Genomic DNA, 14,718 nt, shown 5'->3' on the forward strand with positions numbered 1-14,718 from the left:
ATTAATGAAAAAAAAGTTACTAAAAACATTCATTTTTGTTACTGCATTTATATTAATGAGCTTAGTAACAATAGGTGCTGGATATTATAAAAAAGCAACAGCAGTTGAGCAAAGTTCAAATTTTAAAATTGAACTTGATGAACATAGTAATAATAAAAATATAGCAAAAACCACAGTAATAAATATAGGAGAACAGGGATTGCCAAAAAAATTAGTACAACCCAATCTGCAGTCTACTCAAGGAATTATTATAAATAAAGGACAAGAAGACCTACCATTAAAATTAATTTATAAAGGATTTGACGGAAATATAACAATAAGTTCCAAAGTTGATAAGTCTTATGGCTTAAATGGGAATTTAAATACTGTACTAAAAACCAAACAAGGACTTGATATAAAGGTTTTATTAGCTATACCTAGAAGCAAAACTAATAAGCATGTAGCCAGTGCAGGCATTATAAATATAATAAATTTGAAAAATAATAATGTAATTGGAATAATACCAGTTAAAGTCATTAATTCAGATATTAAAGGTACAGATAATGATGATTCACTTAAATCTTTATTAGAAGAGGAGTTTAAGCAATGATAAAAATAAAAAATTCTAATGTATTCTTAATTAAAAGAGCAGTTTGGTATTTATTTGGTATAATTCTATTTTATGCACCTTTTGCCTTATACGAAAAAGTTTTAAGTAGAGTAATAAATAATAAAAGCTCTCTGGATGTTCACTCAAGTTGTTTACGTATTCCATTATTATACCTCTTCACTGGGAAAGGAATAGAATTTATTTCAGTCACATTTATATCATTAGTATTATTTTTTACTCTTACTTTCTTCTTTGGTGCATTTTATTGCGGACGTTTGTGTGCCGCTGGAGCGTTTCCTGAATATCTTAGTCGCTTAGTTCCTGAAAAACTCAAAATAAATTGGTACAAAATAACAAATCCCATTCCTATTAGATATGGTTTTTTTAGCAGGATATCTACTGACTCCATTTTTAGCGGGAAGTATTGCATGCGCATTTTGTAATCTCTCCTTTTTACAAAGACTCATAAATGGAGGATTTTGGGGTAATGTTGGATTCTTAGGTTCTACTACAATTATAACAGGATTTCTTTGGCTATTCGTTTTCGGAGTATTTACTAAAGGTGGAAGAGGATATTGTAATTTTATGTGTCCTGTAGGAGCTATACAAGGACTTGTACAAAGTATAAGTTCACGTTTCGGGTTTACATTTAAATTACGTTTTTCAAAGGAAAAATGTGTTTCATGTTCCGCCTGTGTAAAGACGTGCCCTATGGGGTCTTTACAAAAAAAAGATGGAAAGATATCCTATCAAATTCTTAATTGTATTACTTGCAGACAATGTGAAGCTACGTGTCCTAAGAAGGCAATTTCTTATGGCTTAGGGAAGAGTGGATGGGAAAAAACAAGCATTGATAAACAGCAAGTTTCTATTCCTGTGAGGGAGGTATAAATGAATAATAAAGTTAAAGAAATTGGAACTGGTATAGGAGCAACCGGTATTAGTATAGCTGCATCAACAGGCTTTATACCCGGTGTAGGAGCATGCACAGGTACTTGTGGTGCTTGTGGGTTAAGTTGTTTAGTTCCTATTGTAGGAATATCATCTATATGTATTTTTTCCATTGCAAGAAAAAAGTTAAAACTTAAAAATAAGTATAAAAAAATAGTTGAATTGAATAAATAAAATCAAACTTTTATTTTTAATTTATAGTATAAACTTAAATTCGGCAAGCAATCCATGAATTTATTGATACTACTATACATAGTAGTATCAAGCACTATCAATGATTTACTGGATTACTTGCCAAATTAAAGACAAGTATTAATATTATTTATATAAATTTGTGCATTAAATATATTTTTTATTGATATGCATTAGTTACTAAATCTGAAGCTTTAACTTTACCTTTGGGTATTGAGCCATTTTTAACTAGTTCATCAATCCAAGGCTGTAAATATTTCGCATCATCAATTTTCAAAGTTTTAGAATAATAATGACTACCACTAACTGGTTGACCTATATGTTTTGCAGTTAAATCTGCAGCTTCTTCAGGATGATCATCTGCCCATGTTTGAGCTTCAAACATGGCATGAACAAATTTTTTAGCTACATTTGGATTTTTCTTTGCCCAATCTTTGTCAGCAACAAAATATGTTAGACCTGCTGTTGGTCCCAAATCAGTATCTGCTGTATCTGCTATCTTTACATTGCCAGCTTGCTCCATACCTTTATAATAAGGTGGATGTACTGCAGCCACATCTACTAATCCTTGAGTAAGAGATTGTATTGCCTGAGAATCTGGCATTGTAACCCATTCTATTCTATCTCTTGGAAGACCAACTTTATCTGCTATAGTATTTCCTTCAAAATCAGTACAAATATTAGCAGCTCCTGTTGTAAACTTTAGCTTTTGACCTTTTTTATAATTTAATAGATCTTTAAATGTTTTAATTCCAGCTTGTTGAGCCTTTGGTCCTATAAACCACCACATATGTCTATATTTAGGATCTACATCTGGAGTTGGATCTATTCCATTTACTCCAATACCTATTATATTTGCTCCTCCAGCCACAGCTACTGCATAAGTATTTGGATGAAATTCTCCCACGTAATTGTTACCATTTAGAATTGATGGGATTTGTTGAGCTGCTTGAGTTTCACCAGTATACTGTACTTTTAAACCATATTTCTTAAGGAAGCCCTTCTGATCAGCAACAACCCATGGTGTAGATGCACAGTTTGTTCTTGACCAAGTCTTAATAGGAATTAATCCATCTTTGTCAGGTTTTAATTCATCTCCTCCCGATGCTGACGATGCAGATGAAGATGAAGACTGTTTACCACAACCGATAGCTACCAAACTGATCAAGCACATTAAAGAGAGAAGTATTGACAATGCTTTTTTGTTAAATCTTTTTTTAATCATTTAAACTAAACCCTCCTAATTTTATATTAGTTTCTATAGAATAGAGACCAGCCTTCATAAATATAATAAATAGCTTAATCTCTATAACCTTTAGCAAATTCTAATAGCTACTATTAACTTCAATTTACTCTCAATATCATATTATTTTTATTAAGAATTAAATTTTTAAATAATAGAAAGACCAAGCCTTTCAATATATTTAAAAGACTTGGTCTCCAGTAAATCTAGTCAACCTGATATCACTTTCATATGTTACTATTTATTTATAATATATATCTGTTACTAATTTTGAAGCATCCAGCTTACCCTTTGGCACTGAACCATTTTTAACTAATTCATCAATCCATGGCTTTAAATATTTCTCGTTATCAATTTTTAAAGTTTTAGAATAATAGTGATTTCCACTAACTGGTTGGCCTATATGCTTTGCAGTTAAATCTGCAGCTTCTTTAGGATTATCGTCAGACCATATTTGAGCTTCTAGCATTGCTTTAAGGAATTTTCTAGTTGTTTCAGGATTCTTTTTAGCCCAATTAGTATCAACAACCCAGTAAGTTAAACCTGCTGTTGCTCCAAGTCCAGTATCTAATGTATCAGCTATTTTTTCATTTCCTGATTTTTCCATACCGGTATAATAAGGTGGATGAACTGCTGATATATCTACTAAACCTTGAGTAAGAGATTGTATTGCTTGAGAATCTGGCATAGTAACCCATTCAAATCTGTCTCTTGGTATACCATATTTATCAGCTAAAGTATTTCCTAAAAAATCAGTACATATATTAGCCGCTCCTGTTGTAATCTTAATCTTTTGACCTTTTTTATAGTTTGCTAAATCTTTAAATGATTTAATACCACTTTTAGGATTTACAAACCACCACATATGCCTATATTTAGGATCTACATCTGGAGTCGGATCTACTCCTTTTGCTCCAATTCCTATAAGATTAGCTCCACCAGCTACTGCAACACCATAAGTATTAGGATGAAAATCGCCTATATCATTGTTACCATTTAATATTGATGGTATTTGCTGAGCTGGTTGAGTTTCACCAGTATATTTAACTTTTAAACCATACTTTTTGAAGAATCCTTTTTGATCTGCTACAACCCAAGTTGTAGATCCACAATCTGTTCTCGACCAAGTCTTAATAGGAATTAAACCATCTTTATCTGGCTTTAAATCATCCCCTCCTCCAGATGACGCTGATGCAGTTGAAGACTGTTTACCACAACCAATAGCTACCATACTTACTAAGCACATTAGTGAAATTAGAATTAATACAAATTTTTTGTTAAACCTCTTTTTAATCATTGAAACTGCTCCCCCCTAATTTATATCTAAATTATTAATTAAATTGGAATAATATACTAATTTAAAAACAATTAATATATTTTATACTAATTATTTTTAAACTAGTATAAATATTTTAATAAAAAAAAGCTAAGCTCATTCAAATTAATGAAAAAACTTAGCCTCCAGTAAATCTGGTCAACCTAAAACTTTAATATATTATTCCTATGTGTTTAATATACGTTACTATGTTTTTTACTTTATGTCAATACTTTATTAACACTTTTTTAATTATACTATTTAACGATTATCTTGCTTTTAATCATACCCATCCAACATGAATAAGAAATTTTTCCATCTTCTGAAGGGGTAAACTCAATTAGATTATCTCCCACTTGTAACTTTTTTTCTATTTTAAATTGTGGAATATTTATAGTATTGTTACAATCATTAATATTATCTTCACTTACCTTTATTGTCCATTTTACGGGGACACCCTTATGAACAACAATAGGTGGATAACTATCAGATTTTATTTCTGTAGTAACATTTTGTACATTTCCTTCTATTTTTGCTGTTGCTATAGTATTATAATTTTTTACTAAATTTGGAGTATCAATATGTAATCCAGATAATGATAATCCTCTTCCAACCATACCAATACCAAGTATAAGTACAATCACTGCACTTATCTTCAATATTTTAGTTGAATATTTCTTATTTATCACTGAGTTGATTAGTCCAAAACTAAATAAAATAGGCACAGTTCCTAGAGCAAATATAAACGAGGTCGCAGCCCCATATAATACACTTCTTGTACTCAAAGCGTATAATTGTACTATTTGAAGAGGTGCACAGGGCATTAATCCATTCATAATTCCTACATATAGCGGTCCATAATTATTACCATTTCTTATCTTCTTAGCAATAAACGCAGGCATACTTATATTTAATTTTCTAAGAAATGGAAATACACCAATCAAATTAATTGCCATAATTATCATAAAAATTCCACCTATAATAGGTATTATCCCCTTTAAAGCCCCTGGAAAATTTACTATACGTCCTACTCCCCCAACAATTCCACCAATAACAGCATAAGACACTACCCTTCCAGCATTATAAAGTAGCGTTGGCATAAAAAATATAGATCTTTTAGTTTGTGAATTTTTATCCTCGGTTTGATTCTTTGCTACAGATTGGGATATAGCTATTCCTCCACACATTGCAAGGCAATGAAAAGAAGTTAGTACTCCAAATATAAAAAGCAACCAATAACTAGCTCCGGTCTGTATATTAGGTAAATATTTAAGTAAAAAAAGATCCCGTAGAAAGCTTAAAATATCATTGCCATTCAATCTTGTCACTCCTTGTATAAAACATATGAATATAACTAATAAATCGACTATTCCTAATTTTTATCTTACAGTTTAAATCTTTTTAAGCTAAGTGAATTCAATAAAACAGAAATTGAGCTAAAACACATAGCCACAGATGCAACAACAGGATTTAGATAACCCATAGCTGCAATTGGTATGCCAAATATATTGTATATAAATGCCCAAAATAAATTTTGCTTGATTTTTCTCATTGTTCTCTTTGATAATTTTATAGCTGTTACTAAACTTCTCAATTCTCCATTAAGAAGAACAATATCACCTGTTTCTATTGCCACATCAGTACCTGTTCCCATGGCAAAACCTATATCTGCTGTAGCAAGTGCTGGTGCATCATTTATTCCATCACCTACCATAGCTACAATCTTACCTTCACTTCTTAATTTATCTACTTCCTGAGCTTTGTCTTTAGGTTGCACTTCTGCAATAATATTGTTTATTCCTACCTTTTTTGCCACTGTAAATGCTGCTTTCTCATTGTCACCAGTAAGCATATAGACTTTTATATTCAATTTTTTTAAAGCTTTAACTGCTTCTATTGAGTCATCTTTAATTTTATCCGACAATGCAATAATTCCCACTAAATTATTATTAATTGCTATTAAAATAGCTGTTTTACCTTGTTCGTGAAGAGAATTCAGTATTTCACCTGAATTTTTTAATCCTATGTTATTTTCTTCTAAAAGCTTTCTTGTTCCTATTAATATTGATTTATCTTTAATAGTTGCAAATATTCCTTTACCTGGAACAGCTTCAAATTTATCTATATCTTCAAGCTCTCTTCCAAACTTTTCTCTAGCAAACTTATATATTGCTTTTCCTAAAGGATGTTCAGATTTCTTCTCGGATTTTGCGGAAATCAACAATAGAGCATCTTTCTTATCTCTCTCATTATTTCCAGTTATAGCTTTATTATCTAACAATATAATATCTGTAACTTCAGGTTTACCAGTGGTTATAGTCCCCGTTTTATCAAGTATTATGGTATTTATCTTACAGGCTCTCTCTAATTCTTCTCCATCTTTAATGAGAATTCCATGTTGTGCTCCCATTCCCATACCTACCATAATTGCTGCAGGCGTTGCTAGTCCTAATGCACAAGGACACGAAACAACAAGAACTGCCACTGCATAGATTATCGCTTGATCAAGTAGAAAAACTTGTCTATGAAAAATAAAAAAATACCATACTACGAAGGTATATAGAGATACAATGATTACAAAAGGAATAAAATACCCCGCTACTTTATCCGCTATTTTTTGGATTGGAGGTTTACTGCTTTGTGCATCATCTACTAATTTTATTATATTCGCAAGCATAGTCTCATTTCCAACTTTTGTTGCTCTAAATTTAAATGTTCCATATTTATTTATTGAAGCTCCAGTTACAGAATCATTTTCCTTTTTTTCTATTGGAATACTTTCTCCGGTGATCATAGACTCGTCTACTGTTGAATATCCATCCAAAATAATACCATCTACAGGTATCTTTTCACCTGGCCTAACAACTATAATATCTCCAACAACTACCTTATCAATTGAAATATCACACTCTAACCCATTTTTTATTACTTTAGCATTTTTAGGTTGAAGCTTTATTAAAGATTGTATTGCTTTTGAAGTTCTACTTTTAGCACTAGATTCTAAAAATTTGCCAAGTAAAACAAGAGTAATTATAGTAGCTGATGCCTCAAAATATATATTTCTCATTCCAAAAGTATAGGTTGCAGTTTGAAAAATAACTATATAAACACTATACAAATAGGCTGCAGTACTACCTATAGCTACTAATAAATCCATTGTGGCACTTTTAGCTTTAAGTGCATAAAAAGAACTTTTATAAAACTTTAATCCAACAGTAAATTGTACAATCGTAGCTAGGATTAGCTGCAATCTCCAATCATGAAGTGAAGAAGCCTTATATCTTAAAAGTTGAATAAAAGATCCAATCTTAGTCGCTGTATTAGGATCAAAGTTATCATGACAAAAGCCTAATCCACCTAGTATCATTGCCATTATTAAAGGTGTACTAAATATAGCTGATACAATAAAAACATTTTTAAGTTTCCTTCTTTCAATTTCACTTCTAGTTAATCCTTTTTTATTAGGTTGCTTACCGTTATTCGCGTCTACCGAAAATCCTAATAGTTCTATTTGCTTTTTTATATCATTTAGCTTTACTTTCGTATCATCATATTCTAATCTTGCTTTTTCAGAAGCATAGCTAACATTCACTTTAGTTATGCCTTCAAGCTTTTCTAGAGTTGATTCTATAGTCATAGAACACAAGGTACATGTCATTCCATACACTTTAAGCGAAGTATTTTCAAGCATCTTATCACATCCAACTTTAAAATTTTTAATGAATCCAGTTAAAAATATTAAGGATTTTTCTTCTCTTTAAACAAAAAAGCTAAGTATACTCTAAAATTTTAGAATATACTTAGCCTCCAGTATTTCTGGTTAACTTTAAATATTTACATTTATTTTTATATTTATTTTTACATATTTTATTACTATTGAAATAATGGTGTTGATAAGTATCTCTCACCAGTATCAGGTAATAACACAACTATTTTTTTGCCTTTATTTTCTGGTCTTTTTGCAATCTGTGTTGCTGCAAAAGTTGCTGCTCCTGAGGATATCCCTACTAGTAATCCTTCATTTTTTGCTATTTCCCTTGATGTTTCAATAGCTTCTTCATTCTTGACTTGAAATATTTCATCAATAACCTCTGCATTAAATGTATCAGGAATAAATCCTGCACCAATTCCTTGAATCTTATGTGGTCCTGGCTTTCCTCCTGATAAAACAGGTGAATCAAATGGTTCTACAGCAATAATTTTTATATTAGGATTTTTACTTTTCAATCCTTCTCCCACACCGCTTACTGTTCCACCAGTACCAACTCCAGCTATAAAAATATCTACTTTCCCATCCGTATCTCTCCAGATTTCTTCGGCAGTAGTTTTCTTATGAATTTCTGGATTATTAGGATTCTTAAATTGTTGTGGTATAAAAGAATTTGGATTTTCCTTTGCTAATTCTTCTGCTTTTTTAATAGCACCTTTCATTCCCTCTGGTCCTGGTGTTAAAACCAATTCCGCTCCAAGTGCTTTAAGAAGATTTCTTCTTTCTAAAGTCATTGTTTCAGGCATAGCTAGTATAAGTTTATAGCCTTTTGAAGCTGCAACAAATGCTAATCCTATTCCTGTATTACCACTTGTTGGTTCAATTATAACTGTATCTTTATTTATTAAACCTTTTTCTTCTGCATCTTTTATCATTGCATATCCTATTCTATCTTTTACACTTCCTGCTGGATTAAAATACTCTAACTTAGCAATAACTTCAGCCTCTAATCCTTTAGAAGCATTATAATTTGAAAGCTCCAACAAAGGTGTATTTCCTATTAAATCAACTAATTTTTTTGCTATTTTTGACATGTTTATTTCCCCCTAAAATTTTATATTTCCGTTTCATTTACCTACTATTCCTATTTGTTTATTATAATACCATATTACAATAACAAATTCTATAGTTTTAAAATTATTTATTAAAATATTTTTTACTATTAGAAAATTTATGCTAAAACTGGCAATAATACAATAAATTCAGTTCCTTCATTAATCTTGCTTTCTACCATTATTTTTCCATCATGAAAATCCACAATAGCTTTAGCAATAGTAAGTCCTATTCCAGCTCCACCAGTTAATCTATTTCTTGATTTATCAGACCTATAAAATCGTTCAAAAACATAAGGTAAATCATCTGAAGATATACCTCTTCCCGTATCCTTAACTTTTATAGCTACTTGCCCATCATCAATTTTATCAATAATTACTTCTACTGATCCATTTCTAGGTGTATATTTTAAAGAATTAGATATTATATTTATTATTACTTGACTAATTTTATCTCTATCAGCAAATATCATTTCTTTTTTTCCATTAAAACTAATATTCACACCTTTATTTTTAAAATCAGCTTGAAAATTATATATTATCTTTTTCATTTGATCACCTATATCATATTTTATTTTAGATAATTTATAATTTTCACTTTCATATTTCGCTAAACTTCCCAAATCACCAACTAATCTGTTTATTCTCATAGTTTCTTCATGACAACTTAACAATCTTTCCGTATTAGGTTTCCATATTCCGTCTATCATAGCCTCTAGATGACTTTGAAGTGTTGCTAAAGGCGTTCTGAGTTCATGAGCAATATCTGCAGACATTCTCTTTCTAAGCTTCTCCTGATTTTCAAGAGTTTCTGCTAAATTATTAATTGTCGAAATCAATAAATCTATCTCTGTAGTTTGTGATTTCTCAGTAATTCTATTATTTAAGTGACCATTAGCAATATTTTGTGCTGCTTTTACAACCCTCGATATTGGAGTACTCAACCTTTTTGTCATAAAAGCACCCAATATTAAGGCAAAAATTAAAGATAATATTCCTACAGCAATAATAAGTTTATTTAATGTATTTATAAAAGCTATATCATTGTCATTATAATAAAATGGACCATAATAACCAATTTGTAGAGTCCCCACTTTTCCATTATCATTATAAATTGGATACAATTTTTCTTCATATTTACCACTATCATTACCATAATATTTACTCATATTATTTTCCATATGGTCTATCATTTGCTTACATAAACCATTATTATGATTAGATGCATCCCATACAACCTTACCAGACTTATCATTTAACTTTATAATTAATCCTTGCTCAATAGAATTCACTCCTATACTTTCAATAGTTTTATAATTCCACATATTATTATCACTATACTGTTCACCAATTAAATTGACTAATTCTTTATTTTTATGCTCTTGATTTTGAATAGTGTATACTTTGAATTGCTTTTCTAAAAATATATTTGTCATTAAACTTATCATTAATATACTTATTACAGCTACTAAAGCATAAGATAGTGATAATTTTGTCTTCAAACTATTTTTCATTTACTATTTCCTCCATAGATTAAACATTCCCAAATCTATACCCTATACCACGTATAGTATGAATATATCTAGGATTCCTAGGATCATTTTCAATTTTTTGTCTCAAGTTTTTTATATGAGAATCGATAGCTCTATCATAACCTTCAAAACTTTCTCCTAAAGCTACCGAAATCAGTTCTTCCCTTGTAAATACCTTCGAAGGATATTTAGCCATTGTAATAAGGATATTGTATTCGTTGCGGGTAAGATTGACCAAAGCACCAGATTTTTTAACTTCATAAGCCACATTATCAATAACAAGATCATTCTGATTAAAACAATATATCTCAGATAACTGAATCTCATCCACTTCAACCCTTCGTAGTAATGCCTTTACTCTTGCAACAAGTTGTCTTGGACTAAATGGTTTAGTAATATAATCGTCTGCACCTATATCAAGCCCCTTAAGTATATCTTCCTCACCAATTTTTGCTGTAAGCATAATTATGGGAATCTTTGATTTTTTAATTCTTAAAAACTTACATATTTCCTCACCAGCTATATCTGGAAGCATTAAATCTAAAATAATAAGATCCGGATCTTCATTATAAAATAAACTTATAGCTTCGTTTCCATTAGTAGCTGAAAAAGCAGAAAAATTATTACTTTCAAGATATGACTTTACAACTTCTATAATTTTTATTTCATCGTCTACAACCAGTATCTTTTTTTTATCCTTAATCATATTAAAGCTCCATTCATGAACTGTACTTTTTTTAAGTTTCTATTTCTTGTTACTAGTTACTCTTAATTTCATTAACTACAAATCTATTTTGAATAAACTTTATTAGAATGTCCATAAGCAATCCCAAGAAAGCTATGACAATAGCTGTAGCAAATATTTTCCTTATATCATAGATCTGCTGGTAACTTAATAATAACCAACCTAACCCTGAACTTGCACCCATCATTTCTGCCGCAATAAGCATAAAGAATGAATACCCTGCACTAATTCTTAGTCCTACAAAAAGTGATGGTAAAACCGACGGTATAACTACTTTATGAAATAGTTTCCATCTTCCAAGACCAAAGCCTCTACCCGCTTTCAGTATTAAAGAATCCATATTTCTAATGCCATGAATTGTATTAAACATTATAGGCCATATACAGGTCCATGCAATTACTGCTATTTTAGTACTTTCTCCAATACCTAAAATTAAAATAAAAACATGAAATAATAAAAAAGGATTAATTTGAGAAAAAATTTCTATAACAGGTTCTGCTACTAAATCTAATTTAGAAAACCATCCTCCAAGTAAAAATCCCAGTGGTATACCAATTAAAATTGAAATGAAGAATCCTCCTAACGCTCTTTCTACACTTATAGCAATACTTAACATCAGATTTTGTGTAATAAGCATATCCCACAAGGATGCTATAACACTAGAAAAAGATGGAATAAATTGAGTATCTACTATTTGTAATCTACTAGAAATTTCCCATATTGCAAGAAATATAGCTATAACTAAAAATTTATAAAAAGTATTTTTTCTAGATTTCATAAATCTATCTCCCCTAAATAGTCTTATTTTTTCATATTCATATGATCGGATCCCATGTCCATATGATCAGTATCCGTGCTATTCTTATTTTGATTTTTATTGTCCGTATGACTAGAGTTATTTTTATTGTCATTTTCCATATCCATATTCATATCTTTCATATTCATATGGTCAGTGATAGTATTATATCGTCCAGTAAAATCTGAACTATTAGAAAAATGTACTTCATAGCTTCCAATTCCTATAATTATGACTACAATTATAGTTAATATTTTAATTTGAACTCTTCCAAATTTAGTACTTTCTTTTTTCCACTTAGCAAAACTAAAAATACGATCTGGTTCCTTCCAAAAGAAAAGTTTATTTTGAATGTATATTAAACTTCTATTTAAAGCAACTCCAAGAACTACAACAAATATTCCAGCAGCGTACATTCTAGGAATTTGATTATTCATGGCAGAAGTATGATAAATTACTCCAAGCCCTGCACTAGCACCTAACATCTCCACAGCAATAAGCATAAAAAATGCCATTTCTACTCCTACTCTAAGCCCTGCAAAAATAAAAGGTTCTGATGCTGGTAATAAAACTTTCTTGAACATTTGCCAGTTAGATACTTTCATAGAAAAAGCAGTTTTTATCAAAAGCTTGTCAACACTTTTAGCACCTAATATGGTATTATACAAAACCGGCCATAAACATACCCAGGCAACTACTGCTAATTTGGCAATCTCACCCATTCCAAAGAATAATATGAATATTGGCATTAATGAAACAGGATTTACCTGACCAAATATTCTAAAGAGCGGATCCAGAACATCTGCAAAATTATTAAACCATCCTCCCAGTATAAATCCAACAGGTATTGCAATTATAGAAGCAATAATAAGACCTATTACAACCCTCCATAAACTTACCATAATACTAGTAAACAAAGCATTATAAACCCATAAACTATATACCTGTACTAAAACCTCTGAAAGAGGTGGAATAAACTGTGAATTAACAATTCCAATCATAGGCAAAATCTGCCATAGAGCTAGAAATAATATCACTCCACTGTATCTTAAAATATAATAACTGTAATTTCTCTCTGTTTTACTCATAGTTATCTCCCTTATTATCTGTTAAATTTTACAAAGAGGCTTCTAAAGATACTTTATCAGCTGATTCTTTTTTCTTTTCGCTAACATGAAGCAGCTGCCATATTCTATTTCTATTCTCATTAAATGCCTTAGAATCTCTTATATCAACAATACTTCTAGGTCTCTGTAAATTTATTTTAATAATTTCTTTAATTTTTCCTGGATTAGCAGACATTACTACTACCCTGTCTCCCAAAAATATTGCTTCTTCAATGCTGTGAGTTATAAATACAATAGTTTTGTTTGTCTTCTCCCAAATGGTTAATAACTCTTCTTGAAGCAATTCTCTAGTTTGAGCATCCACAGCCGCAAATGGCTCATCCATAAGTAAAACTTCTGGATTGTAGGCAAGTGCCCTTGCAATTGCTACCCTCTGTTTCATACCTCCTGACAATTCATGTGGATATCGCTTTTCAAATTTATTTAATCCCACAAGATTAATAAACTTACTGCTTATTTCTCTTCTCTTATCTTTAGACATACCTTTTATCTCAAGACCAAATTCAATATTTTCTTGTGCTGTCAACCAAGGAAATAATGCATAGCCTTGCAAGATAATTCCCCTATCAAGATCCGGTCCAGTAATCAATTTTCCATCAATATATATTTCACCAGATGTAGGCTTAGAAAGACCAGCTAGCATATCCAAAAAGGTTGACTTGCCACAGCCACTAGGACCTACTATTGTTACAAACTCTCCTTTTTTTATACCTAACGTAAAATTTTCTATAGCTAAAAATTCTTTATCGTTTTTTCCATCTTTATCTCTTGTATTGTAGCTTTTTTTTAAGTTCTTAATTGTTACCTTATATTCTTTAGTATCTTCCCTACTCAACTTTTCAATTTTTTCATTCATTTAATTCTCCTCCTATTATTTTTATTCATGAAATTTTTTACGTTCTTTATTAGCTATTAATAACTAACCTTTTAGTGTTAAATATAATAAAAAAGACAACATATCCATTAATTTTTTAGTATTATCTTTCATAACTTTTATAGATCATTTCTTCATATTTTTCATTTCTGAATTCGTCATATTCATGGTTGAATTATTATTATTATTATTAGCTTGCTTTGAACCACAACCATAAAGCACCAATGTTACTACTAAAATAATTAAAATCATAATTATACTTCTTTTTTTAATCATAAAAATACCGCCCCCTTAAATTTAAATAAAGCATATGAAAATAAATAATAAGTCAAAGATGCTAGTGTACTGACTAGTCATTTCTTTGAAAATGCTTAAAATAAAAAAGGCTAAATACCTATTAATAATAAATAGATATTTAGCCTCCAGTTTTCTGGTCAACTATTAAATGATTTACATTAGTTGATTATTATATACAATTCCAATATTTTTACTATGTAAACATATTATTATATTTTATTGCTATTGTCAATATA

Annotated in this window: 15 protein-coding genes; 4 read left to right on the forward strand and 11 right to left on the reverse strand. The window is 30.2% G+C overall.

The features are described 5' to 3' along the window. The 4 genes from RH99_RS14845 to RH99_RS14855 form a co-directional block, all read left to right on the forward strand. A partial coding sequence (locus RH99_RS14845; RefSeq protein ID WP_010239953.1) for a hypothetical protein occupies window positions 1-589 on the forward strand: 589 nt, incomplete at its 5' end. Beyond that, window positions 586-1,032: a 4Fe-4S binding protein gene (locus tag RH99_RS19805; protein ID WP_010239956.1), complete on the forward strand. Its 447-nt coding sequence runs from the start codon at window positions 586-588 to the stop codon at window positions 1,030-1,032. The genes RH99_RS14845 and RH99_RS19805, both read left to right, overlap by 4 nt. Continuing rightward, the gene (locus RH99_RS19810; protein WP_243441503.1) at window positions 965-1,480 is read left to right on the forward strand and encodes a 4Fe-4S binding protein; all 516 of its coding nucleotides are present in this window, start codon (window positions 965-967) and stop codon (window positions 1,478-1,480) included. Before RH99_RS19805 ends, RH99_RS19810 begins: the two co-directional genes overlap by 68 nt. Beyond that, on the forward strand, window positions 1,481-1,714 hold the full coding sequence (locus tag RH99_RS14855) for a hypothetical protein (RefSeq protein WP_010239962.1): 234 nt from the start codon (window positions 1,481-1,483) through the stop codon (window positions 1,712-1,714). Window positions 1,715-1,892: 178 nt separating this feature from the next. Here the strand turns inward: RH99_RS14855 and RH99_RS14860 are convergent, their stop codons facing one another. The 11 genes from RH99_RS14860 to RH99_RS19280 all read right to left on the reverse strand — a co-directional run bounded on the left by RH99_RS14860 (window position 1,893) and on the right by RH99_RS19280 (window position 14,461). Next, window positions 1,893-2,957 carry an ABC transporter substrate-binding protein gene (locus RH99_RS14860; RefSeq protein ID WP_010239965.1) on the reverse strand — a complete coding sequence of 355 codons (1,065 nt, stop codon included), beginning with the start codon at window positions 2,955-2,957 and terminating at the stop codon, window positions 1,893-1,895. 259 nt (window positions 2,958-3,216) lie between these two features. Further along, the gene (locus RH99_RS14865) at window positions 3,217-4,272 is read right to left on the reverse strand and encodes an ABC transporter substrate-binding protein (RefSeq protein ID WP_010239968.1); all 1,056 of its coding nucleotides are present in this window, start codon (window positions 4,270-4,272) and stop codon (window positions 3,217-3,219) included. A gap of 275 nt (window positions 4,273-4,547) precedes the next feature. Continuing rightward, window positions 4,548-5,609 carry a sulfite exporter TauE/SafE family protein gene (locus RH99_RS14870; RefSeq protein WP_010239971.1) on the reverse strand — a complete coding sequence of 354 codons (1,062 nt, stop codon included), beginning with the start codon at window positions 5,607-5,609 and terminating at the stop codon, window positions 4,548-4,550. A gap of 65 nt (window positions 5,610-5,674) precedes the next feature. Continuing rightward, entirely contained in the window at window positions 5,675-7,981 is a 2,307-nt protein-coding gene (locus tag RH99_RS14875; RefSeq protein WP_010239974.1) for a heavy metal translocating P-type ATPase, read from the reverse strand. A gap of 182 nt (window positions 7,982-8,163) precedes the next feature. Next, window positions 8,164-9,093, reverse strand: a complete 930-nt coding sequence (gene cysK / locus RH99_RS14880; RefSeq protein WP_010239977.1) for a cysteine synthase A — start codon at window positions 9,091-9,093, stop codon at window positions 8,164-8,166. A 137-nt stretch (window positions 9,094-9,230) separates the two neighbouring features. After that, window positions 9,231-10,625, reverse strand: a complete 1,395-nt coding sequence (locus RH99_RS14885) for a sensor histidine kinase (RefSeq protein ID WP_010239980.1) — start codon at window positions 10,623-10,625, stop codon at window positions 9,231-9,233. 19 nt (window positions 10,626-10,644) lie between these two features. After that, the gene (locus tag RH99_RS14890; protein ID WP_010239983.1) at window positions 10,645-11,349 is read right to left on the reverse strand and encodes a response regulator; all 705 of its coding nucleotides are present in this window, start codon (window positions 11,347-11,349) and stop codon (window positions 10,645-10,647) included. A 52-nt stretch (window positions 11,350-11,401) separates the two neighbouring features. Next, window positions 11,402-12,166: an ABC transporter permease gene (locus tag RH99_RS14895; RefSeq protein WP_010239986.1), complete on the reverse strand. Its 765-nt coding sequence runs from the start codon at window positions 12,164-12,166 to the stop codon at window positions 11,402-11,404. Window positions 12,167-12,189: 23 nt separating this feature from the next. Then, a complete protein-coding gene (locus RH99_RS14900) occupies window positions 12,190-13,272 on the reverse strand; it encodes an ABC transporter permease (protein WP_010239989.1) in 1,083 nt (360 codons plus the stop codon). 28 nt (window positions 13,273-13,300) lie between these two features. Next, window positions 13,301-14,167, reverse strand: a complete 867-nt coding sequence (locus tag RH99_RS14905; RefSeq protein ID WP_010239992.1) for an ABC transporter ATP-binding protein — start codon at window positions 14,165-14,167, stop codon at window positions 13,301-13,303. Between the two features lie 144 nt (window positions 14,168-14,311). Continuing rightward, the gene (locus RH99_RS19280; RefSeq protein ID WP_158511957.1) at window positions 14,312-14,461 is read right to left on the reverse strand and encodes a hypothetical protein; all 150 of its coding nucleotides are present in this window, start codon (window positions 14,459-14,461) and stop codon (window positions 14,312-14,314) included. Between the last annotated feature and the right edge of the window lie 257 nt (window positions 14,462-14,718).

The sequence above is a fragment of the Clostridium arbusti SL206 genome, assembly GCF_000246895.1.
In the GTDB taxonomy this organism is placed as follows: Bacteria; Bacillota; Clostridia; order Clostridiales; family Clostridiaceae; genus Clostridium_I; species Clostridium_I arbusti.

Bases quoted from the DNA above. Each gene is read 5' to 3' on its own strand.
- RH99_RS14900 (WP_010239989.1), bottom strand. From the start codon at position 13,272: ATGAGTAAAACAGAGAGAAATTACAGTTATTATATTTTAAGATACAGT.
- cysK (WP_010239977.1), bottom strand. From the start codon at position 9,093: ATGTCAAAAATAGCAAAAAAATTAGTTGATTTAATAGGAAATACACCT.
- RH99_RS14875 (WP_010239974.1), bottom strand. From the start codon at position 7,981: ATGCTTGAAAATACTTCGCTTAAAGTGTATGGAATGACATGTACCTTG.
- RH99_RS14855 (WP_010239962.1), top strand. From the start codon at position 1,481: ATGAATAATAAAGTTAAAGAAATTGGAACTGGTATAGGAGCAACCGGT.
- RH99_RS14890 (WP_010239983.1), bottom strand. From the start codon at position 11,349: ATGATTAAGGATAAAAAAAAGATACTGGTTGTAGACGATGAAATAAAA.
- RH99_RS14895 (WP_010239986.1), bottom strand. From the start codon at position 12,166: ATGAAATCTAGAAAAAATACTTTTTATAAATTTTTAGTTATAGCTATA.
- RH99_RS19280 (WP_158511957.1), bottom strand. From the start codon at position 14,461: ATGATTAAAAAAAGAAGTATAATTATGATTTTAATTATTTTAGTAGTA.
- RH99_RS14905 (WP_010239992.1), bottom strand. From the start codon at position 14,167: ATGAATGAAAAAATTGAAAAGTTGAGTAGGGAAGATACTAAAGAATAT.
- RH99_RS14885 (WP_010239980.1), bottom strand. From the start codon at position 10,625: ATGAAAAATAGTTTGAAGACAAAATTATCACTATCTTATGCTTTAGTA.
- RH99_RS14865 (WP_010239968.1), bottom strand. From the start codon at position 4,272: ATGATTAAAAAGAGGTTTAACAAAAAATTTGTATTAATTCTAATTTCA.
- RH99_RS14860 (WP_010239965.1), bottom strand. From the start codon at position 2,957: ATGATTAAAAAAAGATTTAACAAAAAAGCATTGTCAATACTTCTCTCT.
- RH99_RS19805 (WP_010239956.1), top strand. From the start codon at position 586: ATGATAAAAATAAAAAATTCTAATGTATTCTTAATTAAAAGAGCAGTT.
- RH99_RS19810 (WP_243441503.1), top strand. From the start codon at position 965: ATGGTTTTTTTAGCAGGATATCTACTGACTCCATTTTTAGCGGGAAGT.